This is a genomic window from Nonomuraea recticatena (assembly GCF_039533245.1).
Taxonomy (GTDB): Bacteria; Actinomycetota; Actinomycetes; order Streptosporangiales; family Streptosporangiaceae; genus Nonomuraea; species Nonomuraea roseola.
Window position 1 is genome coordinate 74,961 of record NZ_BAAATE010000012.1, and the last position, 23,668, is coordinate 98,628.

The following is a 23,668-nucleotide window of genomic DNA, read 5'->3' on the forward strand; positions in this document are numbered from 1 at the left end:
GAAATGAAGACGTGATGTCAGCGGCTCGACGGACCTGATAAGGTTGCGATTTGTTGCCACAACAGTCAGAAAGGCCCGGAGCGTCCCATTACTACCAACACTAACGGTTCGACGGAGGCTCGTCAAACCGAGCTGGCCAGAGAGCAACGCTACGTCTCCCGGCTCTACGAGCGGCTCGACGTGCTGCGCGAGCGCACGCAGAAGCAGCTCAAGGAGGTGCTGGCCGCCGGCGCGGTCGGCACACAGCAGAACAGGTCCGAGCGCGACTCCTTCGCCGGCATGTACGCCGCCAGGCTGGCCAGATTGTGGGCCGTCGAGCGCGGCCTGGTCTTCGGCCGCCTCGACCACACCGAGGAGGGCCGACTCTACATCGGCAAGCTCGGCCTGAGCGACGACGAGCAGGACAGGCTGCTGATCGACTGGCGCGCGCCCGTCGCCCAGCCCTTCTACCGCGCCACGCCGACCGCCCCCATGGGGGTCACCCGCCGCCGCCACCTGCAGACGCGCGGCCGCGAGGTGATCGGCGTCGACGACGACCTGCTCGACCTCGACGGGCTCAGCGACGACGACAGGGCCACGCTGAACGGCGAGGCCGCGCTGCTGGCCGCCCTCGACGAGAAGCGCACCGGCAGGATGCGCGACATCGTGGCGACCATCCAGTCGGAGCAGGACCGCGTCATCCGCGCCGACCTCAACGGCGTGCTGGTGGTCCAGGGCGGCCCCGGCACCGGCAAGACCGTCGTCGCCCTGCACCGCGCCGCCTATCTCCTCTACACCCACAGGGAGCGGCTCGAGCGCCGCGGCGTGCTCATCCTCGGCCCCGGCCTCACCTTCCTGCGCTACATCGAGCAGGTCCTGCCCTCGCTCGGCGAGACCGACGTCATGCTGTCCACGGTCGGCGAGCTCTACCCGGGCGTCAGCGCCACCCGCAGGGACCGCCCCGAGGTCGCCGCGGTCAAGGGCGACGTGCGCATGGTGGAGGTGATCGCGCGAGCGGTGAGGGACAGGCAGCGCGTGCCGCGCCAGCCGATCGAGCTCCCGCTCGGCCGCCAGCGGCTCACCATCGACCGCTCGATGATGGAGAACGCCAAGAACAAGGCCGCCCGCTCGAGGCGCAGCCACAACCAGGCGCGCTCGGTCTTCGTGCGCTCCCTGCTCAACGCCCTCGCCAGGCAGCTGGCCAAGAAGCTCGGCAAAGGCCTCATCGACGACGACGAGCTCGCCGACCTGCGCGAGGAGCTGCGCACCGAGCCGGTCGTCAAGAGCGCGCTCAACAGGCTGTGGCCCTACCTGACGCCGCAGCGGCTGCTGATCGGCCTGTACGGCTCGCCCGAGCGTCTCGACTACGCGGCGGGCAACCTCAGCCGCGAGGAGCGCGCCCTGCTGCTGCGCACGTCCACCGAGTGGACGGAGGCCGACGTGCCGCTGCTCGACGAGGCCGCCGAACTGCTCGGCGACATCGACGAGCAGGTGCTGAGGGCCACCGCGATGCAGGCGGAGGAGGAGCTGGCCGCCGCCCGCGCCGCGGAGGAGCGGGAGAAGGAGTCGGAGCTCGCCTACGCCCGCGAGGTGCTGGAGCTGACGGGCCTGTCGGACATCATGGACGCCGAACGCCTCGCCGAGCGGCAGCGCGGCGACCAGCCGTACCTGACGACGGCGGAGAGGGCCGCGGCCGACCGCACGTGGGCCTTCGGCCACGTGATCGTCGACGAGGCGCAGGAGCTGTCGCCCATGGCGTGGCGGGCGGTGATGAGGCGCTGCCCGACCAGGTCCATGACGATCGTCGGCGACATCGCCCAGACCGGCTCCAGCGCCGGCGCCCGCTCATGGGGGCAGGCGCTCGACCCCTACGTGGCGGGGCGCTGGCGCGAGGAGACCCTCACCATCAACTACCGCACCCCGGTCGAGCTGATGGAGCTGGCGCAGCGGGTGCTGGCCTCCATCGACCCCGCGCTGCAGGCCCCCACCTCGGTGCGCGAGAGCGGCGCGGTGCCGTGGGCCGAGCCGCTGGACCGGCTGCCCGAGCTGGTGCTGAGGGAGACCGAGCACGGCGGGCGGGTCGCCGTCCTCGGGCCCGACGTGCTGCTCGACAAGCTCGCCGACCAGGTCGGCGGCGTCACGGGACGAGGCGTGCTCGAGGCCTCCGTCGCGGTGCTCGGCGTCGCCGAGGCGAAGGGGCTGGAGTTCGACTCGGTGATCGTCGCCGAGCCCGCCATGATCCTCGAGCAGTCGCCGCGCGGCGCGAGCGATCTCTACGTGGCGCTCACCCGCGCCACCCAGCGACTGGGCGTCGTCCATGATATGGAGCTGCCCGAGTCACTGGGCGGACTCGCGGGGAGTTAGGGCATTAGACTGGCCTCGCCGAGCATGTCCTACCTGCGAAAACTTGAGGTTTCCGCTGATCGGGACACGGTTGACATCTGAGTTGGAGTCGGTAGTTTGCTGCCCAGTCCAGCACGGGACTTGGCCGGTTGGCCGTCTCTGACATCGTCGGATCCTGCGTCCGTGACGGAGCGTGACTTCGTCCATACAGCCAGGTGCAGGGCCGTCGGTCCGTCGAGTCGGGGCACCCCAACCGGGCGGGGGGTTGGACCCGGGACGGGCCCGGTCGCCCAGTAGACAACGGAACCCCGCGCTCGCCGCCGACGAGACGGATCCGGTCCGAAGGGTTTCCGGGCCCTCTTCCCGCTCCCGTGCGCTCGGATCACACCGCTAGCGGGTGATCCCCTGGCCTCCGTCTGCCAAGGGATCACCCCGCCGGCGTGTGCCCTTTGGGGGTCGGCCACCTCGGGCGGTAGCGTTTCCGCAAGCAGCAGCTGATCGCGAGGAGAACCCCGGCCGTGGTGCAGGAGAAGCAGGGCGCCGTGACGCCGCCCCCCGCGCCGGACGGCGCGTCAGGCGGGCGGCTGTGGGCCAGGGCCGCTGCGGCCGTCGCCGGCGGGCTGCTGCTGTTTCTCGCCTTCCCGCCGCTCGGCTGGTGGCTGTGCGCGCCTGCCGGCATCACCCTGATCGTCCTCAGCCTGTACGGCACGCGCCCCCGCCGCGCCGCCTGGCTCGGCTACCTCGCCGCCCTCGTCTTCCTGCTGCCCGCGCTGGCCTGGGTCCGCCCGATCGGCGTGGACGCCTGGCTGGCCCTGGTCGCCGTCGAGAGCCTCTTCTACGCCGCCATGGCCGCGCTGGCCGCTCTGGTGTTCACGCTGCCCGCCTGGCCGCTGTGGTTCGGCGCGCTGTGGGTGGCCATGGAGTGGGCGCGCGGCCTGTTCCCCGTCGGCGGCTTCCCCTGGGCCAGGGTGGCCTTCAGCCAGGGCGAGAGCCTGTTCACCGGCTACGCCGCGCTCGGCGGCGTGCCGCTGGTCTCCTTCGCCGTCACCCTGTGCGGGGCGCTGGTCGCCTTCGCCGTGCTGCGGCCGCGCAGGGTCGTGCCGCTGGCGCTCGCGCTGGCGCTGCCGCTGCTGACCTTCGCCGTCCCGCGACCCGGCGACGAGGGCAGGACGGTCAACGTCGGCATCGTGCAGGGCGACGTGCCGGGGGAGGGGATGTACGCGCTGGGCGACGAGCCCGCGATCGTGCTGCGCAACCACGCCAACGGCACCCACGCGCTGGCCAAGGCCGCCCGCGAGGGCACGCTGCCCAAGCCCGACCTGGTGGTGCTCCCCGAGAACTCCACCGACATCGACCCCTACCGCGACGCGACCGCCAGGCAGATCATCGACGACTCCGTCAAGGACGTCGGGGTGCCCACGCTGGTCGGCGCGGTAGTGGCGATCGGCGAGGCCAACCGCGCCACCCGCAGCCTGGTGTGGGACCCGGTCACCGGCCCCGGCGCCTACTACGACAAGCAGCAGCTGGTGCCCTTCGGCGAGTACACCCCGTTCAAGGAGATCTTCCTGGCCCTGTTCGAGCGGGCCAACCTGGTCGGCAGGCAGTCGGTGGCGGGCGACAAGCCGGGCGCCCTCCGCATGGGGCCGGTCACCATCGGCGCGGTCAACTGCTACGAGGTGGCCTTCGACTGGGTCGTACGGCAGGCCGTCCGCGCGGGCGGCACGCCGCTGGTCGTGCAGACCAACAACGCCACCTACGCGTTGTCGAATCTGCCCCCGCAGCAGCTGGCCATGTCGCAGCTGCGGGCCGTCGAGCACAACAGGGCGGTCGTCACCGCCGCGACAACGGGGATCTCCGCCTATGTCACGCCAGAAGGTAGGGTCGCCTGGCAGACAAAGGAGCGCGTCGCCGACATGAACGTGGTTCAGGTCCCGGTGCGCACCCGGACGACGATCGCCACGCGACTGGGCGCGGCGCCGGAGTGGGCTTTGATGGTGTTGGGAGTGGCCGCGATCGGCGCGGCCGTGTGGCGTCGCAGGGGAGCGAACCGATGATGGAGCACACGCTCGGCCGGGTCCTCGTCGTCGTCCCCACCTACAACGAGCGGCAGAACCTGCCGCTGATCACCGAGCGGGTCCGCAAGGCCCTGCCGGGCGCGCACCTGCTGATCGCCGACGACAACAGCCCCGACGGCACGGGCGAGCTCGCCGACTCGCTGGCCGCCGCCGACGACCACGTCCACGTGCTGCACAGGCCGGGCAAGGAGGGGCTGGGGGCCGCCTACATCGCCGCCTTCCGCTGGGGCATGGCCGAGGGCTTCGACGTCCTGGTGGAGATGGACGCCGACGGCTCGCACCAGCCAGAGGAGCTGCCCAAGCTGCTCGACGCGCTGTCCGAGGGGGCAGACCTGGTCATCGGCTCGCGCTGGGTGCCAGGCGGCAAGATCGTCAACTGGCCCGCCCACCGCCAGTTCCTCTCGCGCGGCGCCAACGTCTACACCCGGCTGATGCTCGGGCTGCCCGTCCGCGACGCCACCGCGGGATTCCGCGTCTACCGCGCGGCCGCCCTGGAGAAGATCGGGCTGGCCAACGTCGAGTCACAGGGCTACTGCTTCCAGGTCGACCTCACGCTGCGCACCACCAGGCACGGGCTGCGCGTGACCGAGGTGCCGATCACCTTCGTCGAGCGGGCCCACGGGGCCAGCAAGATGAGCAGGAAGGTCATCTCCGAGGCGCTCTGGCGGGTGAGCGTGTGGGGCGTCACGGGGCTGCCCTCCAGGCTGCGCCGCCGCAGGGGCTAGGAACGTCCGAGCCCCGCCGGGCGTTGTTATCTTTGGCAATGCGGTCCGCCTGCGCGAATGAGGAAAACGATGGTCCGGCTCCTGCTCTTTCTGGCCTTCCTGGTCGTCCCCGTCCTGGAGATCTGGCTGCTCATCCAGGTCGGCTCGGTGATCGGAGGCTGGGCCACGGTCGGGCTGCTGCTCGCCGACAGCCTGCTCGGCGCCTGGATCGTCCGCCGCGAGGGCCGCAGAGCCTGGCGCAGCCTGCAGAGCGCCCTGCAGACCGGCAGGATGCCCGACAGGGAGCTGGCCGACGGCGGGCTCATCCTGGTGGGCGGCGCGCTGCTGCTGACTCCTGGCTTCGTCACCGACATCCTCGGCTTCCTGTGCGTGCTGCCGTTCACGCGGCCGTTCATGCGGCGGCTGGGATCGTGGTTCTTCGCCAAGCGGGTCAAGGCGATGGCGGCGGCTTCGCCGTACGCGCATCTCGGGGTGCCCTTCCAGCGCGCTGACGACGCCGGTGCGGCGCCCGCGCCGGGCACCAGCAAGGTGGTGCACGGCGAGGTCCTGCGCGAGGACTGAGCCTCCTCGCGGCCTCCTCGCGGCCTCCTCGCGGCCTCCTCACAGTCTCGCCCCGAGGCGGCGCGTGACGCCTCGCCCCGAGGCAACGCAAAACGCCCCGGACCGGGCAGGTCCGGGGCGCTCCAGCGTCACCGTGTGGAGGTCAGGCGCTCTTGCGTCGCTGTGCGCGAAGGATCGCCAGCCTCTCGTTGAGCACCTCTTCCAGGTCCTCGATGGACCGCCGCTCGAGCAGCATGTCCCAGTGCGTCCGCGGGGGCTTCGCCTTCTTGGCCTCCGGCAGCTCACCGTCCACGCGAACCGCGGTCGCGCCGCACATGCGGCACTCCCACGTAGCGGGGATCTCTGCCTCGGCTGCAAGCGGAACCTCGAAGCGATGCCCCTTCGAACAGGTGTAAGACACCTCCTGGCGCGGGGCCAGATCCGTGTTACGGTCGTTCTCGTAGCTGGTTGCCCCGAGCCTGGTGCCACGAAGTGCGCGCTCGCCCATGTTTAATAGCCTCCTACAGGGCCCCCATCGTGGGGGGTCTGTCTCCCACGGTGTCTAACGCTTGATACCGTGAGTGGATTCCCACCCAAGGCGTGATCCAATCGCGCTTTTTGCGATGAGAGCTCACGCCGGTGGTGTTCCTGGCCCACGAGCCCCCGCGCACACCCCTGTCCAGCAGGGCCGATCGGGTCTCACGCCCCTGTTTTCCCGCCCTCCTGAGAACTCGCGCGCCCTCGCGCGCTCGCGCGGCCCGTTAGATCCGTCCAGGACGGGACAGGAGAGAGGCGTTCTGACGGAAGACGTACGGGAGGGGTGGCGATGTTCACGCGAGGCAGGCGGAGAGTGGCGCTCGGCGTGGCGGCGCTGGCGGCGCTGACCGGGTTGGTCACGGGCTGCGGAGGCGACGGCGGCGACGACGACGGGGACGACCGTCCTGACGTGGTGAACACCGGCGACAACGACGGCGACGACGACTGAACCACGCGAAGCGGCTCCGCCGGTGCTCGTCCGAGCGCCGGCGGAGCCGCTTTCTCACATCTGTCAGCCCTTGGGTGGCACAGGGTCGTTGCCGGGGGCGATCGTCCGCTGGTCGCGGACCTTGCCGTCGGTGCCGTGGACGCGCAGCTCGCCGCCGCCGTCGCGCTGCAGGAGCTCGCTGGCCCGCTTGACCGCCTCCGCCTGGGTCTCCGCTGTGAACAGCGCCCGTTCGCCGTCCGGCCTGGTGACCGCCCAGCTGCCGTCGGGACGCTGGACGACGTCTCTGGAGTTGGCCTGACCTGCCATGGGGGATTCACCCTTTCTGGGTCGTAACGGTGGGATGCCTCGCCTGCCCCGGTTTTCGGGGTTCAGTCCCGGACCGTCATGACGCGTCGGCGGACCCTGGGGGTGTCTCAGGCGGTGACGGTGACCTTGCCCCCGGCCTCGGCGCGGGTGGCGACGTGGGACCGGGTCAGGGCGAAGGCCAGCCACAGCCCGCCGATCGCGATCAGCGCGCCATGGGCGACGCGCAGGCCGTAGAGGGGCGCGAAGAACTGCGGGATGAACAGGGCGAACCCCACCGCCAGCGGCACGGCGCTCCACCTGGAGACGGTGCCTGAGCGCCAGACGGCGACCGCGGTCATGATCGCGCCGATGCCCAGCAGTCCGAGGCCGATCGCGAACATCGTGGCCGCCAGCGCGTCGTAGCGGAACTCACCCGCCAGCTCCATCAGCTCGGGCGTGCCGTCGCGCAGGGCCCGCTCGGCGATGACGTTCAGGCCGAAGTCCTCCGCGCCGTAGTAGGGGAGTGTCAGGCCCGCGCCGATCCAGGTCACCACGGCGGCGCGCAGGGACAGTCGATCCTTCAGCAGCTGGTGGACGCCGAGGGCGGCCAGGCCGAGCAGGACGAAGCCGATCATCGCGGCCAGGTGACCGAGGACCCAGGCGGTGGAGGAGATGGCCGCGGCGTCGTCACCGGAGGGACGGACGGCGGGATAGATGAGGAAGAGCAGGCCGGTCACGGCGTAGGTCGCGGGGGTGAGCTTCACGGGGGAGCACTCCAAGGGGGGTCGTTGCTCTTGTATGTGAGCAATGCTCTCTGACGAGAGCGCCGGTGTCAAGAGCGGTGCTCTCGAGAGGAGGCGGGTGCTCACAGGATCGCGGAGCGAGTCCGTGTCGGAGAAGTGCCAGAATCACCCGCGGTGGTGCGCGGTGAGGATCAGTGAGCGGCACGAGGGCAGGCGCTCGCGCAGCAGCGCGGCGGCGCTGATGCCGTCGAGTGACGGCAGGTCGATGTCGATGACCGCGACGTCGGGCCGCCACGCCAGCGCCGCGGGCACGATCTCGTCGCCGGCCGGGACGCTCGCCACCACCTCGAGGTCGTCCTCCTGGGAGAGCAGTTCGGCCAGGGCCTCGCGCAGGATCCGCATGTCCTCGGCGAGAAGGACCTTCAGCGGCATGCTCTCATTGAGGCCTGCGCGCGGAGAGGCGCGGAACGCTTCGAGTTCACTTTAACAACTGACTATGCTGGGGTCATGAACAGGTTCGGGGAGATGCACTGCTCGATCGCTCAGGCGGTGGGGGTGATCGGCGAGCCGTGGACACCGTTGATCCTTCGCGACCTGTTCCTGGGCGTGCGCAGGTTCGACGAACTGGCGCAGGATCTCGGGATCTCCCGCAACCTGCTGACCGCACGGCTCGAACGGCTGGTCGAGGCCGGGGTGGTCGAGCGCAGGCCCTACCAGGAGCGGCCGGTCCGCTACGAGTACCACCTGGCAGAGGCGGGGCGCGAGATCGTGCCCGCGCTGATCACGCTGATGGCGTGGGGCGACAAGTGGTCGACCCCGCCCGGCGGCCCTCCCGCGCTGCTGGTGCACTCCTGCGGGCAGCTGTTCACGCCCGTCGTGACCTGCCCGCACTGCGGCGGGGAGGCCGACGCCGACACCATCACCGTCGTCGGGGGACCCGGCGCAGCCCAGGGCCCCGGCACCATGGTGCTGGCGGCTCCCCGGGAAAGCTGACCCGCTCACCCGTGCGGCGCGGGCCGTACGGCCGCGGCCACGATGTGCTCGAGGCGGTGGGCATGGGCGCCGCGCCAGTAGACACGGCCGCACGCCGCGCAGCGCGCGAAGACGTCGTAGCTGTGGCGGGTGCCGGGTTCGAGCAGGGCTTCGACGTCCGCCTTGTCCACGGGTGACAGGTGACCGTTGCACGCCGTGCATCTGGTCCATGGCGCCAGCGGCGGCGCGAACCGATCGAGCACGTCGGCGAGCTGCTCGTCGGCGCGCTCCCCTCGCACGTAGGCGCCGAGCCACAGCGCCCTGCGGCGCAGCAGGCCGCGGTCTCTGGTCAGCAGCAGCCTTCGCTCGGCGTTGGCCCACCTGACCAGGGCGTCGTCGTCACGGTCGTTGTGGTAGGCCGTGTCCACGCCGAGCAGGCGCAGCCGCCTGGCGAGCGTGCCGAGATGCACGTCGAGGAGGAAGCGCGGCGGTGCGATCGGCAGCGCCTGCGGCCGCGCCGCCGGCAGCACCCCGACGACGTCGCCGTCGCGCGGCCGATGGGAGGGCGGCACCGGCCTGCCGTCGACGACGAGCCTGCCGACCTCGGGCAGCGGGACACCGAGTGACTCGACCACGTGGCCGAGCGAGGAGGTGCCGTCGTAGGCCACGGGCACGCGCTCGCGCCGGTGCCGTGGCGCCAGGAACAGCCACAGGTCGGCGTCGAAGCGGATGCTCAGCTCCGGCCCTTCCATCCTCTCAGCATGCCCTCACAGGCGTTCGGGCACCTCGTTGCCCGCCGCGCGGATCGCCTTGGGCAAGTTCACGGCCGCCAGCAGCGCCCCGCCGAGCACGAAGAAGACGACCAGCGAGATGATCGCCAGCCGGTAGCTGCCCGACAACTGGTAGGCGAGGGCGAGCGTCATCGAGCCGAGGAAGGTCGAGCCCTTGTCGCTGATCTCGTAGAGGCTGTAGTACTCGGCCTCCTTGCCGCGCGGGATCACGTGTGAGAACAGCGAGCGCGACAGCGCCTGCGTGCCGCCCATGACGATCGCGATCGCGAAGGCCAGCGCGAAGAAGGCCGTCGCCGAGCCCTTGGGCAGGAAGTAGGCGACGCAGACCACGCCGGTCCAGGCCACCAGAGCCGCCAGTACCACCTGCTTGGCGCCGAAACGGACGGCCAGGCGGCTGAGCAGCAGCGCGCCGCCGAAGGCGACGAACTGCACCATGAGGATCGCGGAGATCTGAGTGGTCTTGTCCAGCCCCAGCTCCTCCTCGGCGAAGGTGGCGGAGAAGGAGATCACCGTCTGCACGCCGTCGTTGTAGAGGAGGTAGGCCACCAGGAAAGCCAGCGTCAGGGGGTAGCGGCGCAGGCTCATCGCGGTTCTGCCCAACTGGCGGAAGCTGCCGCTGATCGCCTGGCCCGCCGACTCGGCGCGCGGAGCCAACGCGTGCCTGTTACGCAGGCGCAGGAGCGGGATGATCGTGAACCCGCCCCACCACAGTCCTGCCGAGCTCAGCGCGATGCGCACCGCGGTGCTGGTGTCCAGGCCGAAACCTTCGGCGTTAAGGAACAGCGCCAGGTGGATGGCGAGCAGCAGACCGCCGCCCAGGTAGCCGAAGCCCCATCCCATCCCCGAGACCCTGTCGCGCTCGCCGGGCGTGGCGATCTCGGGCAGGAAGGAGTTGTAGATGACGAAAGCGCACGCGAAGCCGATGTTGGCCACCAGGAACAGCGCGCCGCCCAGGAGATAGCGCCCGTCGTTGACGAACCAGAAGCAGACGGTCGCCAGCGCGCCCAGCAGGGCGAAGAAGCCCATCAGCTCCTTCTTGCGCCCGGTGTGGTCGGCCAGCGCTCCCGCGATCGGCATGAAGATGATCTGCAGGACGGCCGCGACCCCCACCACGAAGGAGAAGTAGGCACCCGGCCGTACGGCCATACCTAGCACGTCCACGTAGGGAGCGCCCGCCGCGGCCGTCTTGGCGATGTCGATGAGATAGGGCCCCAGGAAGACCGTGAGCACCGTGGTCGGGAAGGCCGAGTTGGCCCAGTCGTACCAGTACCAGCCGCGCTGCTCACGGCGGCGCGCGGTGGGGGAGTCGTCGAAGACGGCAGGGGGGGTGGGAACTGCCAAGGGAGGGCTCCTAGGCTGCGAGCTGGCCGGGATGCCAGAGGCCGCGCCGGTCGAGGACGTCGCGCAGGCCGGAGATGTTGTCGGTCATGATGCCGTCGACCCCGAGGTCGAGCAGGTAGTCCATGCGCAGGGTGTCGTTGATGGTCCACACGTGGACCTGCATGCCGAGGGCGTGCGCCGTACGCACCAGGGCGCGGGTGGTGACCCGCAGCCCGCGAAAGCCGACCGGCACCTGCGCGCAGGGCACGCCCGAGCGGACCAGCCTGGTCAGCACGCGGCCGTAGCCCGAGGTGGCGGCGGCCGCGCGCAGGGAGGCGACGCCGCGAGGGCCGAGCGCCGAGCAGACCTCCCGGCCCATGGCCGCGCGCGCCCTGGCCAGGCGCTCGTCGGAGAAGGAGGTCAGGCAGATCCGGTCGTAGGCGTTGGTGCGCCTGACCATCTCGGCCAGCGGCCTGATCGCGCCCGCCTCCTTGACGTCGATGTTGAACTTCGCCGAGGGGAAGGAGCCGAGGAGGTCCTCCATCAGCGGGATCTCGTCGGCGCCGCCGATCCGGGCCTGCCTGACGGCGCTGTAGGGCAGCTCGGCGATCCTGCCCCTGCGATCGGTGACCCTGTCGAGCGTGTGGTCGTGAAAGGCCAGCAGCACGCCGTCGGAGGTCGCGTGCGCGTCGGTCTCGAGGTATTCGTAGCCCAACCGCACCGCCCGCTCGAAGGCCGCGGCGGTGTTCTCGTGCCCCTCCAGGGCTCCACCGCGGTGAGCGAAGGCCAGCGGGCCAGGATGGTCGAGGAAGGCGAAACGACGGCTGAGCACACGGCGAGTATGCCGCTTGTGAGCTCGGCGCGTCATGTCGGCGTGGTTACGACTCGGGCAATTTACTCCATTCCTGACGTCGCGTCTCCGAGAGCGCGATGGCCGCCGCCACACCGACGTTGAACGAGCCGACCCGCCCGACCTGCGGGATGTAGGCGGCCAGGTCGGCGGCCTCCAGCAGAGCGGGGGAGCAGCCATGGTCCTCGCTGCCGACCACCAGGCACACGTCGCGATCGAGGTTGGTGCGGTGGAGTGGCTGGGCCTCGCCGGTGAGCTCGATCGCGATCACCGTGTAGCCGTCGTCCCTGGCCTCGCGCACCGCGTCGAGCACGGGGACGGCCTCCTTCCACGCCACGAGCCTGTCGGTGCCGAGCGCCACCTTGGCGGCCTTGGGGTTGGTCGGCGGCGTGGCGTTGCCCGCCAGCCAGATCTGGTCGACGCCGAAGGCGGCCGCGCTGCGGAAGATGGAGCCCACGTTGAAGGGGCCCGTCACCGACTCCAGGATCATCGAGAGCCGGTTTCCCGTGCTCCTGCGCCAGGTGCGGTTGAGCCGCTTGACGTCGGTCGGGCGCAGTTGCTTTCTCATCGGGTCACCTTCAGGATTCGGTACGCGGCGCGGGAGGCCTCGCGGGTGGCCTGCCAGCCCTGGTCGGACAGCCAGCGCTGCAGGGAGTCGGAGCCGAGGTGCTTCTGCACCACGAGGTAGGCCACCCCTTCGGGGGTCAGCCTGGTCAGCCAGCGGGTCAGCATCTCGTGCATGGCCTGCTTGCCGATGCGGATCGCCGGGTTGGACCAGATCGCGGCGAACCGCACGTCCTCGGGAACCTCGTCGACGTGCGCGGGTCTGACCCTGCCAAGGGCGGCGGCCCTGGCGTTGCGCTCGGTCAGCTCGAGCGAGCGCCTGTTGACGTCGACGGCCCACACGGTGGCCGAGGGGGCACGCGAGGCCATGGTCAGCGCGATGGGGCCGTAGCCGCAGCCCAGGTCGAGCAGGTGGCCCTCCTGCGGGGGCGTGGGCACGCTCTCCAGCAGGACGCGGGTGCCGAGGTCGATCCTTTCGGGGGAGAAGACGCCCCTGTCGGTCTCGAGCCTCAGGTGCAGGTCGGGCAGGACCAGGTCGACGCTCGACGGTCTGCTCGCAGCCTGGGGCTGCTCCTCGAAATAGTGGGCCACGTGCGAAAAGCTTAGGGGATGCGGTGGCCGAGCAGGATGGCCGCCGCCGCGACGAGCAGGCCCGCGACGATCGCCGCGATGATGAAGTACTGGCTGATCTCCTGGCTGACGGTCTTGAACCCCAGCGACGTGCCGATCTGCTCGTAGACCTGGCGCAGCTCGTTGCCCGACTCGGCGGCGTAGGCGCGGCCGGAGGTGCCCTCCGACAGCGTCTGCAGGGTCGCCTTGTTCACCGGTACGGTCACCGGGCGCCCGTCGATCATGACGGTGCCCTCCTGCGTGCCGTACGCGATGGTCGAGACGGGCACCCTCGCCTGTTTGGCGGCGTCGACGGCCTCGCTCACCGAGCGTCCTGAGGTGTTGTCCCCGTCGGACAGCAGCACGATGGCGGCGGGCGGCGGGTCGGTGACCGCGCGCTGGTCGAAGGAGCGGATGGAGTCGAGGGAGTTGAAGACCGCCTCGCCGATGGCGGTGCCGGGACGGGTGTTGAGGTTGCCGAGCGCGGTGACGACCGCCTGCCTGTCGGTGGTGGGGGAGATGACCACGTTGGCGGAGCGGGCGAAGGAGACGAGGCCGACGTTGAAGCGTTCGGGCAGGCCGCGCACGAACGTCTGCGCCGCGATCCTGGCCGCGGCGATCCTGCTGGGCGGCACGTCGTCGGCGTCCATCGACAGCGACACGTCGAGCGCGACCATGATGGTGGCCCGGTCGCGCGGGACGCGCACCTGGTCGGCGGGCCTGGCCGCGCCGATGACCAGCAGGCTCATCATCACCAGGAACAGCAGGGGCGCGAGGTGGCGCCGCCAGCCGGGGCCGTGGGGGGCGACCATGTTCAGCAGGGCCAGGTTGGTGAAGCGCACGGTGTAGCGGCGCCGCCTGAACTGCGCCACCACGTAGGCCGCGACCACCAGCGCCACGAGCGCGAACAGCCACAGATATCCCGGCGCCAAGAACGTCACGGACTCTCCTGTCCCTGGTCGGCTTCCTCGCTCACGTTCCAGCCCTCCGGTGTGCCAGGTGCGCCATGCGCCGCTGGCGTAGCGCGAACTGCGCGATGTCGAACACCCAGTCCCTGTCGGTGCGCAGCACCAGGTGGGCCACCCCGGCCCTGCGCAGCGCGGCCCGGGTGCCCTCCCGCTGCAGGGCCGCCGCCTCTGCGTAGGCGGCGCGTACCCGCGGCGAAAGGTGTACCTCGCTTACGTGCCCAGTCTCAGGGTCGGTGAACGCCACCGTGCCGACGTCGGGAAGCTCCAGTTCGCGGGGGTCCATCACCTCGACCGCCAGCACCTGGTGGCGCGCCGCCAGGCGCCTGATCGGCCGCTCCCACGCCCGCTCCGCGCCGGGGTCGAGGCTCGGCCGCGCCTCGAGGAAGTCGGAGACCACCACCCGCAGCCCGTGCCGCCTGCGCATGGCGGCCAGCACGTCGATCCCCTCGGCCAGGTCGGGGGCGTCCTGCACGGGCCGCCCCCTCGGGGCGTCGAGCAGCGAGTGCAGCAGGCCGTACAGCGCGGGCCTGCCCGTCCTCGCGGGCATCCTGTGCAGCGCGTCGTCGTGCAGCACCAGCGCGCCGAAGCGGTCGCCCATCCTGCTGGTCAGGAAGCCGATCGCGCCGATCGCCGAGACCACCAGGTCGCGCTTGTCGGTGTCGGTGGTGCCGAAGTCCATGCTCGGCGAGAGATCGGCCAGCGCCCAGGTCTCCAGCTCCCTGTCGGAGACCAGGTCGCGCACGTGCGGGACCGTCGTGCGCGCGGTCACCGCCCAGTCCATCCGCCGCACGTCGTCCTCGCCGGGCACGTACACCCTGCTGTCGCCCGCCTCGCTGCCGGGGCCGGGCAGCAGGCCCTGGTGCTGGCCGTGCATCAGGCCGTCGAGCCTGCGGCTGATCGTCAGCTCGAGCCTGCGCAGCGCCTGCTCGGCCTGGTTGGTCATCGGCCCTGGTTCCAGACGACGAGCGGCGGCGGTACGGAGTGCAGGACCTGCCTGACCACGTTCTCGGGGTCGACGCCGTCGGCCAGCGCGTCGAAGGTGAGCATCAGCCGGTGGCCCATCACGTCGACGGCCACGTCGCGCACGTCGTCGGGCAGCAGGTAGTCGCGCCCGCGCAGCACCGCGAGCGCCCTTCCCGCCGCGACCAGGCCGAGCGTGGCGCGGGGGCTCACGCCGATCTCGATCGTGTCGGCCAGGTCGGGCATGCCGTACTCGGCGGGGGAGCGGGTGGACATCACCAGGCGCACCACGTAGTCGGCGACCAGCTGGTGCACCGAGACCTGCTCGGCCTGCCGCTGCAGGGCCATCAGCCGCTCGGGGTCGAGGATCGGCTCGGGCACCGGAGGCGTGACGCTCATCCTGTGCAGGATCTCCAGCTCCTCCTGCGCGGTCGGGTGCGGCACCCTGACCCTGAACAGGAAGCGGTCGCGCTGCACCTCGGGCAGCGGGTAGACGCCCTCGGACTCGATCGGGTTCTGGGTGGCCAGCACGATGAAGGGCTTGGGCAGCGGGTGGGTGACGCCCGCCAGCGTGACCTGGCGCTCGGCCATGACCTCCAGCAGGGCGGACTGCACCTTGGCGGGGGCGCGGTTGATCTCGTCGGCGAGCAGGAAGTTGACGAAGACCGGGCCGAGCTCGACGTCGAACTGCTCGCTGGAGGGATGGTAGACGCGGGTGCCGACGATGTCGCTCGGCACCAGGTCGGGGGTGAACTGAATGCGGGCGAACGTGCCGCCCACCACCGTGGCGAGCGTCGAGGCGGCCAGCGTCTTCGCCACGCCGGGCACACCCTCCAGCAGGCAGTGGCCGCGCGCCAGGAGCGCGACCACCAGCCGCTCCACCATGTGCTCCTGTCCGACGATGACGCGCCGGACCTCCTCAAGGGTCTGACGCAGCACGGCCGCGTCCGTACCTGTCGACAGCTCTTCGGCAGCGCTCATGTGTGCTATTCCACCAAACAAGGCTTATGGGTGCACGACCCGCCGCGCCGGGTATACCTGCTTTGATGACTCGCATGGCCGCTCCGCTCCAGTACGGTGACCCGCCAAGGCTCGGGGGGTTCGCCGTGCAGGCCCGCCTGTCCACGGTGCCGGCGGGGCTGGTCTACCTCGGACAGGGGCCCGACGGCAGGGCGGTGTCCATCGCGCTGCTCACCAGGGGCGCGGCGCTCGACCCCTCGGCCCGCGAACGGTTCGTCACGGCCATCCGCTCCTCCTCGGGGGTCAGGGGCTGGATGGCGAGGGCCAGAGGCAGGACCACCACGCTCGACGGGCCGCCCGTCGTGGCCGCGGAGCTGGGCGACGCACCGTGGGTGGCGGTGCCCTACACGCCTGGACGGCCGGGCGCCGAGCGCTTCCTCGAGCCCGTCATGGTGGGCGGCACGCTGATCGGCGAGGCGCACGGGCCCGACTTCGTGCCGTACTGGCTGGCCGACAGAGCGCCCGCGCTGCCGGCGCCGCCGAGGCCCAGGCCCCCGCTGACCGAGACGAGGACCAGAGTGCTCGTCGCCGGCGCGGTGCTGGCGCTGCTCGTGCTGCTCGGCGCGGTGATCGCCCTTCTGCTGTTCGGCGGCGAGGACGACAGCGCCCCGATGCCGCGGCCGATGCCGCCCACGCAGTACGTGCCGAGCCCGCCGCCGGTGCCCGCCTCACCCGAGCCGCAGGAGCCCCAGCCCTCGCCGTCGCCGGGGGAGACGGGCAGGAGCACGCCTGGACAGTCGCCCGGCGAGGACACCGACGAGGGCAACCCGATCTAGGCCTTGACGCCGGGCGGCCGGGTGTCAGCCGAACTGCTGCCAGCCGAGCCTGGCCACCATCGCCACCACGACGCACAGCAGCACGACGCGGACGAAGCCGGTGCCGCGCCTGAGCGCCATCCTCGCGCCGACCTGGGCGCCCGCGATGTTGCAGACCGCCATGCCGAGGCCGAGCGCCCACAGGATGTGCCCCTGGTAGCCGAAGACCAGCAGCGCGCCGAGGTTCGTGCCGGTGTTGATGATCTTCGAGGTGGCCGAGGCGTGGACGAAGTCGAGGCCGAGGATCGTGGTGAACGCGATGATCAGGAAGGTGCCCGTGCCGGGGCCCATGATGCCGTCGTAGAAGGCGATCAGCACCCCCGAGACCAGGATCGCCGCCCCCACTCGCGCGCGGGTGCGCAGGTGCGCCCGGGGGAGCGCGCCGAAGGAGGGCCGCAGGGTCACGAAGGCGGCCACGCCCAGCAGGATGACCATCACCAGCGGGCGCAGAACCTCGGAGGAGATCGCCGCGGCGGCGGAGGCGCCGAGCCCCGAGCACAGGACGGCGAGCACCCCCGCGGGGACGGCCACCTGCGGGTCGAGCTTGGTGGTGCGGACGTAGGTGACGGCCGCCGAGGCGGTGCCGAAGACGGACGACAGCTTGTTGGTGGCGATGGCCTGGATGGTCGGCACGCCCGCGACCATGAGGGCGGGCAGCTGCAGCAGACCGCCGCCGCCCACGACGGCGTCGATCCAGCCCGCTCCCGCGGCCGCCGCCAGCAGTACGACGACCTGTTCCAGCGACACCCCGGCACTCCCCGCAGCGACCCGTCCAATCCCTCAGCAGGGTATAGGCCGATATTTCGTGATACGCCCCTGGGGTGGGTGCCTCCGGGGATGTGCGCGCGCCTGGGGTGCGCGGGGTGGCTGATGTGCGCGGGCCTGGGGTGCGTGGGATGGCTGGGCTGGGCGGGTGGCCGGTGGCGCGGTGTGGGCCGCGCGGGATCCGGTCCCCGCGCGGCCCATCGTCGCGCGGGGACCGGAGAGGGCGCCCACCGTGACCTGCGGGCGCCCCCGTCATGGGAGGTGCGGGGAAGAGGGGCCGCTCAGTGGGCGGCGGCCAGCGGCCGCTTCCTGCTGGCGAACACGTCGTCGATCAACCGGTACGTGCGGGCCTGCTCGGCCGTCATGAACCGGTCGCGCTCGATGTCCTTCCTGACCTCCGCGGCCGGCCGCCCCGTGTGCTTGGCCAGGATCTCCTCCTGCTGGTCGCGCATCCGAAGGATCTCGCGCGCGTGGATCTCCAGGTCGCTCGACTGGCCCCTGCTCCCCTCGGTGGCGGGCTGGTGGAGCAGGATGCGCGCGTGCGGGAGCGCGGCCCGCTTGCCCGGCGTGCCCGCGGCCAGCAGCACCGCGGCGGCCGAACTGGCCTCACCGATGCACACCGTCTGGATCTCGGGCCTGACGAACTGCATCGTGTCGTAGATGGCCGTCATCGCGGTGAACGAGCCGCCAGGAGAGTTGATGTAGAGCTGGATGTCGCGGTCGGGGTCGAGACTCTCCAGGGTGAGCAGCTGCGCCATCACGTCGTTGGCCGCGGTGTCGTCGATCGGCGTGCCGATGAAGACGATGCGGTCCTCGAACAGCTTGTTGTAGGGGTTCATCTCCTTCACGCCGTAGCTGGTGCGCTCGACGAAGGAGGGCAGCACGTACCTGGCGTTCATCGCTGGACCACCCCGTCGGCGTGGGCGACGACATGGTCGACGAACCCGTACTCCTTGGCCTCCTGCGCGGTGAACCAGCGGTCCCTGTCGGAGTCGGCCTGGATGCGCTCGAGCGGCTGCCCGGTGTGCTGCGCGATGAGCTCGGCCATCAGCCGCTTGGTGTAGATCATGTTCTCGGCCTGGATCTGGATGTCGGTGGCGGTGCCGCCGATGCCGCCGAGCGGCTGGTGCATGACGATCCTGGCGTGCGGGAGGGCGTAGCGCTTGCCCCGCGTGCCGCCGCTGAGCAGGAACTGACCCATGGACGCGGCAAAGCCCATCGCGACGGTCGAAACGTCGCAGGGAACGAACTGCATCATGTCGTAGAGCGCCATCCCCGCGGACACCGATCCGCCGGGGGAATTGATGTAAAGAGTGATGTCGCGGTGTGGGTCCTCGGCCGCCAGCAAAAGCAGCTCACCGCACAGCCGATTGCATATCTCGTCGTCGACCTCCTGGCCGAGAACGACAATGCGCTCCTTCAACAAGCGCTGGCCCAGCTGTTCCGGCCAGGCGGTGCGAGTGGCCTCCGTCATGTGTGCGCCTTTCTCTCGGTACTAATGCGACGTTATCCAGATGCGCCTCGAATTGGTCGTGACTTTCTCCGTGAGCAGATTTCACCACAAGCGCATTTCGCTCGGAGTGAATAAACGTCGACATAGAATGGCTTCTGTGAGATGGACCCTTGTCGCCCGCAGATGGGCCTGCCTCGTCCTCGGTGGGGCGCTGCTGATGCCGTACATGATGCTCGGGGCACTGGTCAGCGGCACGCTCGGCAGAGTGGGCGCCGACCTGCTCCTCCCCATCGACGTGCTGGTCTTCGTCGCGGTGCTGCCCGTGGTGGCGCTGACGGGTCTGTTCCTGCCGCTGCGCGCCTTCGAGGTGTCGGCGGCCGAGGGGCTGCTCGGCGTGCGGATCGACCCGCTGCCCCGCCGCGCCCGCACCTGGGCCGAGCGGAGGCGCATGGCGGCGTGGTTCACACTGCACCTGGGCGTGGGCGGGGTCGTCAGCGGCGTCACGCTGGCGATCGTGCCGTTCGCGGTGTGGTCGATGGCGGTGCCCTTCACCGGTGACAGGTTCGGCATCCTCGGCCAGGGCACCCCGCTCGGCTGGTGGCCGCTGGGCGGGCTCGCCTTCCTGGTCCTGCTGGTGGCGCTGGTCCATGGGGCGGGCGCGCTGCTGGCCAGGCTCGCGCCGGTGCTGCTCGGCCCCTCGCCCTCCGACCGGCTCGCCCTCGCCGAGGAGCAGGCCCGCACGCTCGCCGAGCGCAACAGGCTGGCCCGCGAGCTGCACGACTCCGTCGGTCACGCGCTGAGCGTGGTCACCCTGCAGGCCGCGGCGGCCGGCAGGGTGCTCGACCGCGACCCCGCGACCGCCAGGATCGCGCTGGAGGCCATCGAGCAGTCGGCCAGGGCCGCGCTGGAGGACCTCGACCACGTGCTGGGCGTCCTGAGGGAGGATCCGCAGGCCAGGGCGCCGCAGGCGACCCTCGCCGACCTCGACGAGCTGATCCGCACCTCGGGCGCCGACGTCACGCGCGAGGTGGGTGACCTCTCGGCGGTGCCCGCGGTGATCTCGAGGGAGGCCTACAGGATCGTCCAGGAAGCGCTGACCAACGCCATCAAGCACGGCCACGGCACCGTACGGCTGGCCGCCGCCGTGCGGGAGGACCAGCTGAGCATCGAGGTCACCAACGCCGCGGGCGCCGGAGGGCACGGCGGCGGCAGAGGCGTCGCCGGCATGAGGGAGCGGGTCGGGCTGCTGCGCGGCACGCTGCACGCCGGCCCCGTGGAGGCGGGCGAGTGGCAGGTGTCGGTGCGACTGCCGCTACGGTCGGGGGTGTGATGCTCAAGGTCGTGATCGCCGACGACGAGGCCCTCATCCGCACCGGCCTGCGGATCATCGTCGACTCCGAACCGGACCTGAGCGTCGTCGGCGAGGCGGCCGACGGCGCCGAGGTCGTCCCCGTGGTGCGCGCGCAGCGTCCCGACGTGGTGCTGATGGACGTCAGGATGCCGCGCGTCGACGGCATCCAGGCCACCAGGCAGCTGGTCGCGCTCGACGACCCGCCCAAGGTGCTCGTCGTGACGACGTTCGAGAACGACGACTACGTCTACGACGCGCTGAGAGCGGGGGCGAGCGGCTTCCTGCTGAAGCGCACCAAGCCCGACGACCTGGTGCGGGCCGTACGGGTGGTGGCCGCGGGCGAGGCGCTGCTGTTCCCCGCCGCGATCCGCGCGCTGGCGGCCACGCGCAGTCACACGGCGCAGGTGCCCGGCATCGCCAGGCTCACGGGGCGCGAGGGCGACGTGCTGCGCCTGATGGCCAGGGGTCTTTCCAACGGGGAGATCGCCGCCGAGCTGGTGGTCAGCCAGGAGACGGTCAAGACCCACGTCGGCAACGTGCTGGCCAAGCTCGACGCCCGCGACCGCACCCAGGCCGTCATCGCCGCCTACGAGTCGGGCTTCGTCGCCCCCGGATGAACCCGATGAACCCGATGAACCCGATGAACCCCCGCCCGGATGAAACCGCGCCCGGATGAACCCGCGCCCCAGCTCCCTGGATGAGCCGGCCTACCGGGACCGCGCCCGCCAGGCCTTGAGGATCTCCTCGGCGGGCAGCGCGGTGCACTCCGTCGCCGACATGCCGGTGGCCTCCAGGTGCGCCTCGACCAGGCGCAGGCCCGCGGGGTAGCCCGCCATGTCGGAGATGCCGCGCGGCTCCTGGCCGAACCTGCTCATCGCCGAGTCGCCGAGCACGTACGCGGGCGTGTTCTGCATGCCGGCCAGGTCGAGATCGGCTTCGATCCTGGCGAAGACCTCGTCGGCGAGCGGGCGGGTCGTCCACGGACCCATCGCCTCCGGGCCCGCCATCTCGCGGACGAACGCCTCGGCCAGGCCCTCGGCGACGACGTGTTCGCCGACGGTGACGGTCTCGGGGTTCCACTCGACGTTGCGGAAGCGGACGTTGTGGTGGAACTCGTGCACGGCGCAGTGCGCGATCCTGTCGATGACGTCCTCGCGGGGCCAGGCGATGACGTAGAGCCAGTCGCCGTAGGAGCCCATGCCGTAGTAGCCGCCCGCGGCGTCCATGAGATAGTCGTCGTCGGGGTCGCCGAGAACGAACATCACGTTCAGGTGGTCGGGGCCGTCGAAGCCGCTGAGGCGGTCGGCGGCGTCGGCCAGCGCCCGCTCGATGCGGCCCTTGACATCCCTGTCGATGAGGTCTCGCACGGCGGGCAGGTAGCGCTCGTCCTCGCGGTCGACGCGGAAGCCCGAGCCCATGTGATGGAGGTCGACGCTGTCGCCCGGCACGGGGATGGAGGCCCGCATGAGCGCCAGCATCGCCGTCAGCAGGGCGGGGCGCTCCTCGAGAGGACGCTCCAGCAGGTCGGCCATCGCGGTGAAGGTGTCGTGAACGGTGAACTTCATGCCGAGGACGCTAGAGGCTCCCGTTACGTGAGGCTCAACCTCTTTTTCCTGAGGACACAATGGGGACATGCGCGCCAGCCGTCTGCTCTCCCTCCTGCTGCTGCTCCAGACGCGCGGCCGCATGACCGCCACCGAGCTGGCCGAGGAGCTCGAGGTGTCGGTCAGGACCGTCTACCGCGACGTCGAGGCCCTGTCCTCCTCCGGTGTGCCGGTCTACGCCGACCGCGGCCCGACGGGCGGCTACCAGCTGCTCGACGGCTACCGCACCAGGCTCAACGGGCTCACCGCCGCCGAGGCCTCCTCGCTGTTCCTGGCCGGGATGCCCGGCCCCGCGGCCGAGCTGGGCCTCGGGGACGTGGCTGCCAACGCCGAGCTGAAGCTGCTGGCCGCCCTGCCGCCCGAGCCGCGCTCCCAGGCGACCATGATGCGCGAGCGCTTCCACCTCGACGTGCCTGGCTGGTACCGGGGCGCCGACGACGTGCCGCACCTGGCCGAGGTGGCCGAGGCGGTGTGGGACCAGCGTCCGCTGCGCATGAGGTACCGGCGGTGGGGGCGCCAGGAGGTGGACAGGGTGATCCATCCGTACGGGCTGGTCCTCAAGGGCGGCTCGTGGTACATGGTCGCCGCCCCGCCCGGCGGCGACCCGCGCACCTACCGCGTCTCGCGCATCCTGGCGATGGAGACCCTGCAGGGCCGCTTCGAGCGGCCGCCCGGCTTCGAGCTGGCGGAGTTCTGGCAGGCCTACGCCAAGGACTTCAAGCAGAAGATGTACACCGCCGAGGCCGTCATCAGATTCGAGCCAGGTGCGGAGAGCCTGCTGGAATACACCCTCAGCATGCCCGTGCCGATGTCGGAGCCCGACCCCGACGGGTGGCGGACGGTGACCGTGCCCATCGAGTCGGTCAGGCACGCCCGCTGGCTGCTGCTGCGGATGGGCGCGAGCGTCGAGGTGCTGGCCCCCGCCGAGCTGCGCGACCTGATGCGGCAGTCGGTCGCGGAACTGTGCAAGATATACCAATCATGAGCAAAGTACATGTGGGTCTCGTCGGCGTGGGCAACTGCGCCTCCTCGCTGGTGCAGGGTGTGGAGTTCTACAGGGGCAGCGACTACCCCGACAGCGCGGGCTTCGCCGTGGGCGACGTGGTCTTCACCGCCGCCTTCGACGTCACGCCCTCCAAGATCGGCAAGGACCTGTCCGAGGCGATCTGGGCCGCGCCCAACAACGCCGCCGTCTTCGCCGAGGTGCCGCAGCTGGGAGTGCGCGTGGAGGAGGGCGTTCTCGGCGAGGACTTCGGCGACCTGGAGGACGCCAGAGGCTCGGCCACCCCCCAGGCGGTCGCCGAGCGGCTGCGCGCCACCGGCACGCACGTCCTGGTCAGCTTCCTGCCGGTCGGGCACCAGCGGACCACCGAGCTGTACGCCGAGGCCGCGCTGCTGGCCGGCTGCGCGTTCGTCAACTGCATGCCCGCGGTCCTGGCCCGCTCGGCCGAGTGGGCGGGCAGGTTCGAGGCGGCGGGACTGCCGCTGGTGGGCGACGACCTCAAGAGCCAGTTCGGCTCGACGCTCGTGCACCGCGCGCTCGTCGACACCCTGACCAGGGCAGGGGTACGGCTGCGCGACACCTACCAGCTCAACGCCGGCGGCAACATGGACTTCAGGGCCATGCGCGACCCCGCCAGGATGGCGGGCAAGAAGGCGACCAAGGCCAAGGGCATGTCGGCCGAGGGCAACGTCCACGTCGGCGCCGAGTACATCCCCTTCCTGGCCGACAGGAAGATCGCCTACATTAGGCTGGAGGGCGAGGCGTTCGGCGGTACCACGATGGAGATCGAGCTGCGCATGAGCGTCGAGGACTCCCCGAGCGCCGCGGGCAACGTCCTGGAGGCGGTACGGCAGGCCCGGCGCGCCATGCTGGACGGCCGTTCAGGCGTGCTCGACGCAGGCGTCATGAAGGCGTGAATACCGCGTGGGGTGGATGCCCCCGGCGGAG

General features: G+C 71.0%; 27 protein-coding genes. 11 read left to right on the forward strand and 16 right to left on the reverse strand.

Annotation, left to right across the window (positions count from 1 at the left end; translation table 11 throughout):
• Nucleotides 1-180: 180 nt before the first annotated feature.
• From ABFX50_RS23345 to ABFX50_RS23360, 4 genes are all read left to right on the forward strand, one after another.
• Nucleotides 181-2,343 carry a HelD family protein gene (locus tag ABFX50_RS23345; protein ID WP_346149486.1) on the forward strand — a complete coding sequence of 721 codons (2,163 nt, stop codon included), beginning with the start codon at nt 181-183 and terminating at the stop codon, nt 2,341-2,343.
• 497 nt (nt 2,344-2,840) lie between these two features.
• A complete protein-coding gene (lnt, locus tag ABFX50_RS23350) occupies nt 2,841-4,376 on the forward strand; it encodes an apolipoprotein N-acyltransferase (RefSeq protein ID WP_346149487.1) in 1,536 nt (511 codons plus the stop codon).
• Complete coding sequence (locus ABFX50_RS23355; RefSeq protein WP_183662295.1) at nt 4,376-5,122, forward strand: polyprenol monophosphomannose synthase; 747 nt, start codon at nt 4,376-4,378, stop codon at nt 5,120-5,122. Before lnt ends, ABFX50_RS23355 begins: the two co-directional genes overlap by 1 nt.
• 69 nt (nt 5,123-5,191) lie before the next feature.
• Nucleotides 5,192-5,683, forward strand: coding sequence for an FxsA family protein (locus ABFX50_RS23360; RefSeq protein WP_346149488.1), 492 nt, complete (start codon nt 5,192-5,194; stop codon nt 5,681-5,683).
• Nucleotides 5,684-5,825: 142 nt separating this feature from the next.
• On the opposite strand, the gene ABFX50_RS23365 is transcribed toward ABFX50_RS23360, so the two are convergent.
• Nucleotides 5,826-6,170 (reverse strand): RNA polymerase-binding protein RbpA, encoded by a 345-nt coding sequence (locus ABFX50_RS23365; protein ID WP_183661557.1) that lies wholly within the window; start codon nt 6,168-6,170, stop codon nt 5,826-5,828.
• 318 nt (nt 6,171-6,488) lie between these two features.
• On the opposite strand from ABFX50_RS23365, the gene ABFX50_RS23370 reads away from it, so the two are divergent.
• Entirely contained in the window at nt 6,489-6,647 is a 159-nt protein-coding gene (locus ABFX50_RS23370; protein ID WP_346149489.1) for a hypothetical protein, read from the forward strand.
• Between the two features lie 63 nt (nt 6,648-6,710).
• On the opposite strand, the gene ABFX50_RS23375 is transcribed toward ABFX50_RS23370, so the two are convergent.
• The 3 genes from ABFX50_RS23375 to ABFX50_RS23385 form a co-directional block, all read right to left on the reverse strand.
• The gene (locus ABFX50_RS23375) at nt 6,711-6,953 is read right to left on the reverse strand and encodes a DUF2188 domain-containing protein (protein WP_183661555.1); all 243 of its coding nucleotides are present in this window, start codon (nt 6,951-6,953) and stop codon (nt 6,711-6,713) included.
• A 107-nt stretch (nt 6,954-7,060) separates the two neighbouring features.
• Nucleotides 7,061-7,696 (reverse strand): hypothetical protein, encoded by a 636-nt coding sequence (locus tag ABFX50_RS23380; protein ID WP_346149490.1) that lies wholly within the window; start codon nt 7,694-7,696, stop codon nt 7,061-7,063.
• A gap of 144 nt (nt 7,697-7,840) precedes the next feature.
• A complete protein-coding gene (locus ABFX50_RS23385) occupies nt 7,841-8,107 on the reverse strand; it encodes a response regulator (protein WP_346149491.1) in 267 nt (88 codons plus the stop codon).
• A gap of 75 nt (nt 8,108-8,182) precedes the next feature.
• On the opposite strand from ABFX50_RS23385, the gene ABFX50_RS23390 reads away from it, so the two are divergent.
• Nucleotides 8,183-8,668, forward strand: coding sequence for a winged helix-turn-helix transcriptional regulator (locus tag ABFX50_RS23390; RefSeq protein WP_221242559.1), 486 nt, complete (start codon nt 8,183-8,185; stop codon nt 8,666-8,668).
• A gap of 5 nt (nt 8,669-8,673) precedes the next feature.
• On the opposite strand, the gene ABFX50_RS23395 is transcribed toward ABFX50_RS23390, so the two are convergent.
• Genes ABFX50_RS23395 through ABFX50_RS23430 form a run of 8 tightly spaced genes read right to left on the reverse strand, consistent with a single transcriptional unit; the run spans nt 8,674 to nt 15,690 of the window.
• Entirely contained in the window at nt 8,674-9,399 is a 726-nt protein-coding gene (locus ABFX50_RS23395) for a Mut7-C RNAse domain-containing protein (protein ID WP_346149492.1), read from the reverse strand.
• Between the two features lie 15 nt (nt 9,400-9,414).
• Nucleotides 9,415-10,779, reverse strand: a complete 1,365-nt coding sequence (locus tag ABFX50_RS23400) for an MFS transporter (RefSeq protein WP_346149493.1) — start codon at nt 10,777-10,779, stop codon at nt 9,415-9,417.
• A gap of 10 nt (nt 10,780-10,789) precedes the next feature.
• Entirely contained in the window at nt 10,790-11,590 is an 801-nt protein-coding gene (locus ABFX50_RS23405; RefSeq protein ID WP_346149494.1) for a glycerophosphodiester phosphodiesterase family protein, read from the reverse strand.
• Nucleotides 11,591-11,636: 46 nt separating this feature from the next.
• On the reverse strand, nt 11,637-12,176 hold the full coding sequence (locus ABFX50_RS23410) for a TrmH family RNA methyltransferase (protein WP_346149495.1): 540 nt from the start codon (nt 12,174-12,176) through the stop codon (nt 11,637-11,639).
• Complete coding sequence (locus tag ABFX50_RS23415; RefSeq protein ID WP_346149496.1) at nt 12,173-12,763, reverse strand: class I SAM-dependent methyltransferase; 591 nt, start codon at nt 12,761-12,763, stop codon at nt 12,173-12,175. Before ABFX50_RS23415 ends, ABFX50_RS23410 begins: the two co-directional genes overlap by 4 nt.
• Before the next feature lie 11 nt (nt 12,764-12,774).
• On the reverse strand, nt 12,775-13,722 hold the full coding sequence (locus tag ABFX50_RS23420) for a VWA domain-containing protein (RefSeq protein ID WP_183661546.1): 948 nt from the start codon (nt 13,720-13,722) through the stop codon (nt 12,775-12,777).
• 31 nt (nt 13,723-13,753) lie between these two features.
• On the reverse strand, nt 13,754-14,692 hold the full coding sequence (locus ABFX50_RS23425) for a DUF58 domain-containing protein (protein WP_183661545.1): 939 nt from the start codon (nt 14,690-14,692) through the stop codon (nt 13,754-13,756).
• Nucleotides 14,689-15,690 (reverse strand): AAA family ATPase, encoded by a 1,002-nt coding sequence (locus tag ABFX50_RS23430; protein WP_183661543.1) that lies wholly within the window; start codon nt 15,688-15,690, stop codon nt 14,689-14,691. Before ABFX50_RS23430 ends, ABFX50_RS23425 begins: the two co-directional genes overlap by 4 nt.
• A 74-nt stretch (nt 15,691-15,764) precedes the next feature.
• Here ABFX50_RS23430 and ABFX50_RS23435 point away from each other — a divergent pair, with 74 nt between their 5' ends.
• Entirely contained in the window at nt 15,765-16,505 is a 741-nt protein-coding gene (locus ABFX50_RS23435) for a hypothetical protein (RefSeq protein ID WP_246453712.1), read from the forward strand.
• A gap of 24 nt (nt 16,506-16,529) precedes the next feature.
• Here ABFX50_RS23435 and ABFX50_RS23440 read toward each other — a convergent pair whose 3' ends face one another.
• From ABFX50_RS23440 to ABFX50_RS23450, 3 genes are all read right to left on the reverse strand, one after another.
• A complete protein-coding gene (locus ABFX50_RS23440; protein WP_346149497.1) occupies nt 16,530-17,291 on the reverse strand; it encodes a TSUP family transporter in 762 nt (253 codons plus the stop codon).
• A 299-nt stretch (nt 17,292-17,590) separates the two neighbouring features.
• Complete coding sequence (locus ABFX50_RS23445) at nt 17,591-18,208, reverse strand: ATP-dependent Clp protease proteolytic subunit (protein ID WP_346149498.1); 618 nt, start codon at nt 18,206-18,208, stop codon at nt 17,591-17,593.
• Nucleotides 18,205-18,783: a ClpP family protease gene (locus ABFX50_RS23450; protein WP_183661535.1), complete on the reverse strand. Its 579-nt coding sequence runs from the start codon at nt 18,781-18,783 to the stop codon at nt 18,205-18,207. The genes ABFX50_RS23445 and ABFX50_RS23450 overlap by 4 nt, the downstream gene beginning before the upstream one ends.
• A 136-nt stretch (nt 18,784-18,919) precedes the next feature.
• Between ABFX50_RS23450 and ABFX50_RS23455 the strand changes: the two genes are divergently transcribed.
• The gene (locus ABFX50_RS23455; protein WP_346149499.1) at nt 18,920-20,092 is read left to right on the forward strand and encodes a sensor histidine kinase; all 1,173 of its coding nucleotides are present in this window, start codon (nt 18,920-18,922) and stop codon (nt 20,090-20,092) included.
• Nucleotides 20,092-20,730, forward strand: coding sequence for a response regulator transcription factor (locus ABFX50_RS23460; protein ID WP_346149622.1), 639 nt, complete (start codon nt 20,092-20,094; stop codon nt 20,728-20,730). The genes ABFX50_RS23455 and ABFX50_RS23460 overlap by 1 nt, the downstream gene beginning before the upstream one ends.
• 90 nt (nt 20,731-20,820) lie before the next feature.
• On the opposite strand, the gene ABFX50_RS23465 is transcribed toward ABFX50_RS23460, so the two are convergent.
• The gene (locus ABFX50_RS23465) at nt 20,821-21,678 is read right to left on the reverse strand and encodes a DUF2268 domain-containing putative Zn-dependent protease (RefSeq protein ID WP_346149500.1); all 858 of its coding nucleotides are present in this window, start codon (nt 21,676-21,678) and stop codon (nt 20,821-20,823) included.
• Nucleotides 21,679-21,745: 67 nt separating this feature from the next.
• Between ABFX50_RS23465 and ABFX50_RS23470 the strand changes: the two genes are divergently transcribed.
• Entirely contained in the window at nt 21,746-22,702 is a 957-nt protein-coding gene (locus tag ABFX50_RS23470; protein ID WP_346149501.1) for a helix-turn-helix transcriptional regulator, read from the forward strand.
• The gene (locus ABFX50_RS23475; protein WP_346149502.1) at nt 22,699-23,637 is read left to right on the forward strand and encodes an inositol-3-phosphate synthase; all 939 of its coding nucleotides are present in this window, start codon (nt 22,699-22,701) and stop codon (nt 23,635-23,637) included. The genes ABFX50_RS23470 and ABFX50_RS23475 overlap by 4 nt, the downstream gene beginning before the upstream one ends.
• The last annotated feature ends 31 nt before the right edge of the window (nt 23,638-23,668 follow it).

Bases quoted from the DNA above. Each gene is read 5' to 3' on its own strand.
- ABFX50_RS23470 (WP_346149501.1), top strand. From the start codon at position 21,746: ATGCGCGCCAGCCGTCTGCTCTCCCTCCTGCTGCTGCTCCAGACGCGC.
- ABFX50_RS23355 (WP_183662295.1), top strand. From the start codon at position 4,376: ATGGAGCACACGCTCGGCCGGGTCCTCGTCGTCGTCCCCACCTACAAC.
- ABFX50_RS23360 (WP_346149488.1), top strand. From the start codon at position 5,192: ATGGTCCGGCTCCTGCTCTTTCTGGCCTTCCTGGTCGTCCCCGTCCTG.
- ABFX50_RS23390 (WP_221242559.1), top strand. From the start codon at position 8,183: ATGAACAGGTTCGGGGAGATGCACTGCTCGATCGCTCAGGCGGTGGGG.
- ABFX50_RS23425 (WP_183661545.1), bottom strand. From the start codon at position 14,692: ATGACCAACCAGGCCGAGCAGGCGCTGCGCAGGCTCGAGCTGACGATC.
- ABFX50_RS23435 (WP_246453712.1), top strand. From the start codon at position 15,765: ATGGCCGCTCCGCTCCAGTACGGTGACCCGCCAAGGCTCGGGGGGTTC.
- ABFX50_RS23385 (WP_346149491.1), bottom strand. From the start codon at position 8,107: ATGCCGCTGAAGGTCCTTCTCGCCGAGGACATGCGGATCCTGCGCGAG.
- ABFX50_RS23365 (WP_183661557.1), bottom strand. From the start codon at position 6,170: ATGGGCGAGCGCGCACTTCGTGGCACCAGGCTCGGGGCAACCAGCTAC.
- ABFX50_RS23465 (WP_346149500.1), bottom strand. From the start codon at position 21,678: ATGAAGTTCACCGTTCACGACACCTTCACCGCGATGGCCGACCTGCTG.
- ABFX50_RS23445 (WP_346149498.1), bottom strand. From the start codon at position 18,208: ATGAACGCCAGGTACGTGCTGCCCTCCTTCGTCGAGCGCACCAGCTAC.
- ABFX50_RS23450 (WP_183661535.1), bottom strand. From the start codon at position 18,783: ATGACGGAGGCCACTCGCACCGCCTGGCCGGAACAGCTGGGCCAGCGC.
- ABFX50_RS23410 (WP_346149495.1), bottom strand. From the start codon at position 12,176: ATGAGAAAGCAACTGCGCCCGACCGACGTCAAGCGGCTCAACCGCACC.
- ABFX50_RS23475 (WP_346149502.1), top strand. From the start codon at position 22,699: ATGAGCAAAGTACATGTGGGTCTCGTCGGCGTGGGCAACTGCGCCTCC.
- ABFX50_RS23370 (WP_346149489.1), top strand. From the start codon at position 6,489: ATGTTCACGCGAGGCAGGCGGAGAGTGGCGCTCGGCGTGGCGGCGCTG.
- ABFX50_RS23430 (WP_183661543.1), bottom strand. From the start codon at position 15,690: ATGAGCGCTGCCGAAGAGCTGTCGACAGGTACGGACGCGGCCGTGCTG.
- ABFX50_RS23375 (WP_183661555.1), bottom strand. From the start codon at position 6,953: ATGGCAGGTCAGGCCAACTCCAGAGACGTCGTCCAGCGTCCCGACGGC.
- ABFX50_RS23460 (WP_346149622.1), top strand. From the start codon at position 20,092: ATGCTCAAGGTCGTGATCGCCGACGACGAGGCCCTCATCCGCACCGGC.
- ABFX50_RS23395 (WP_346149492.1), bottom strand. From the start codon at position 9,399: ATGGAAGGGCCGGAGCTGAGCATCCGCTTCGACGCCGACCTGTGGCTG.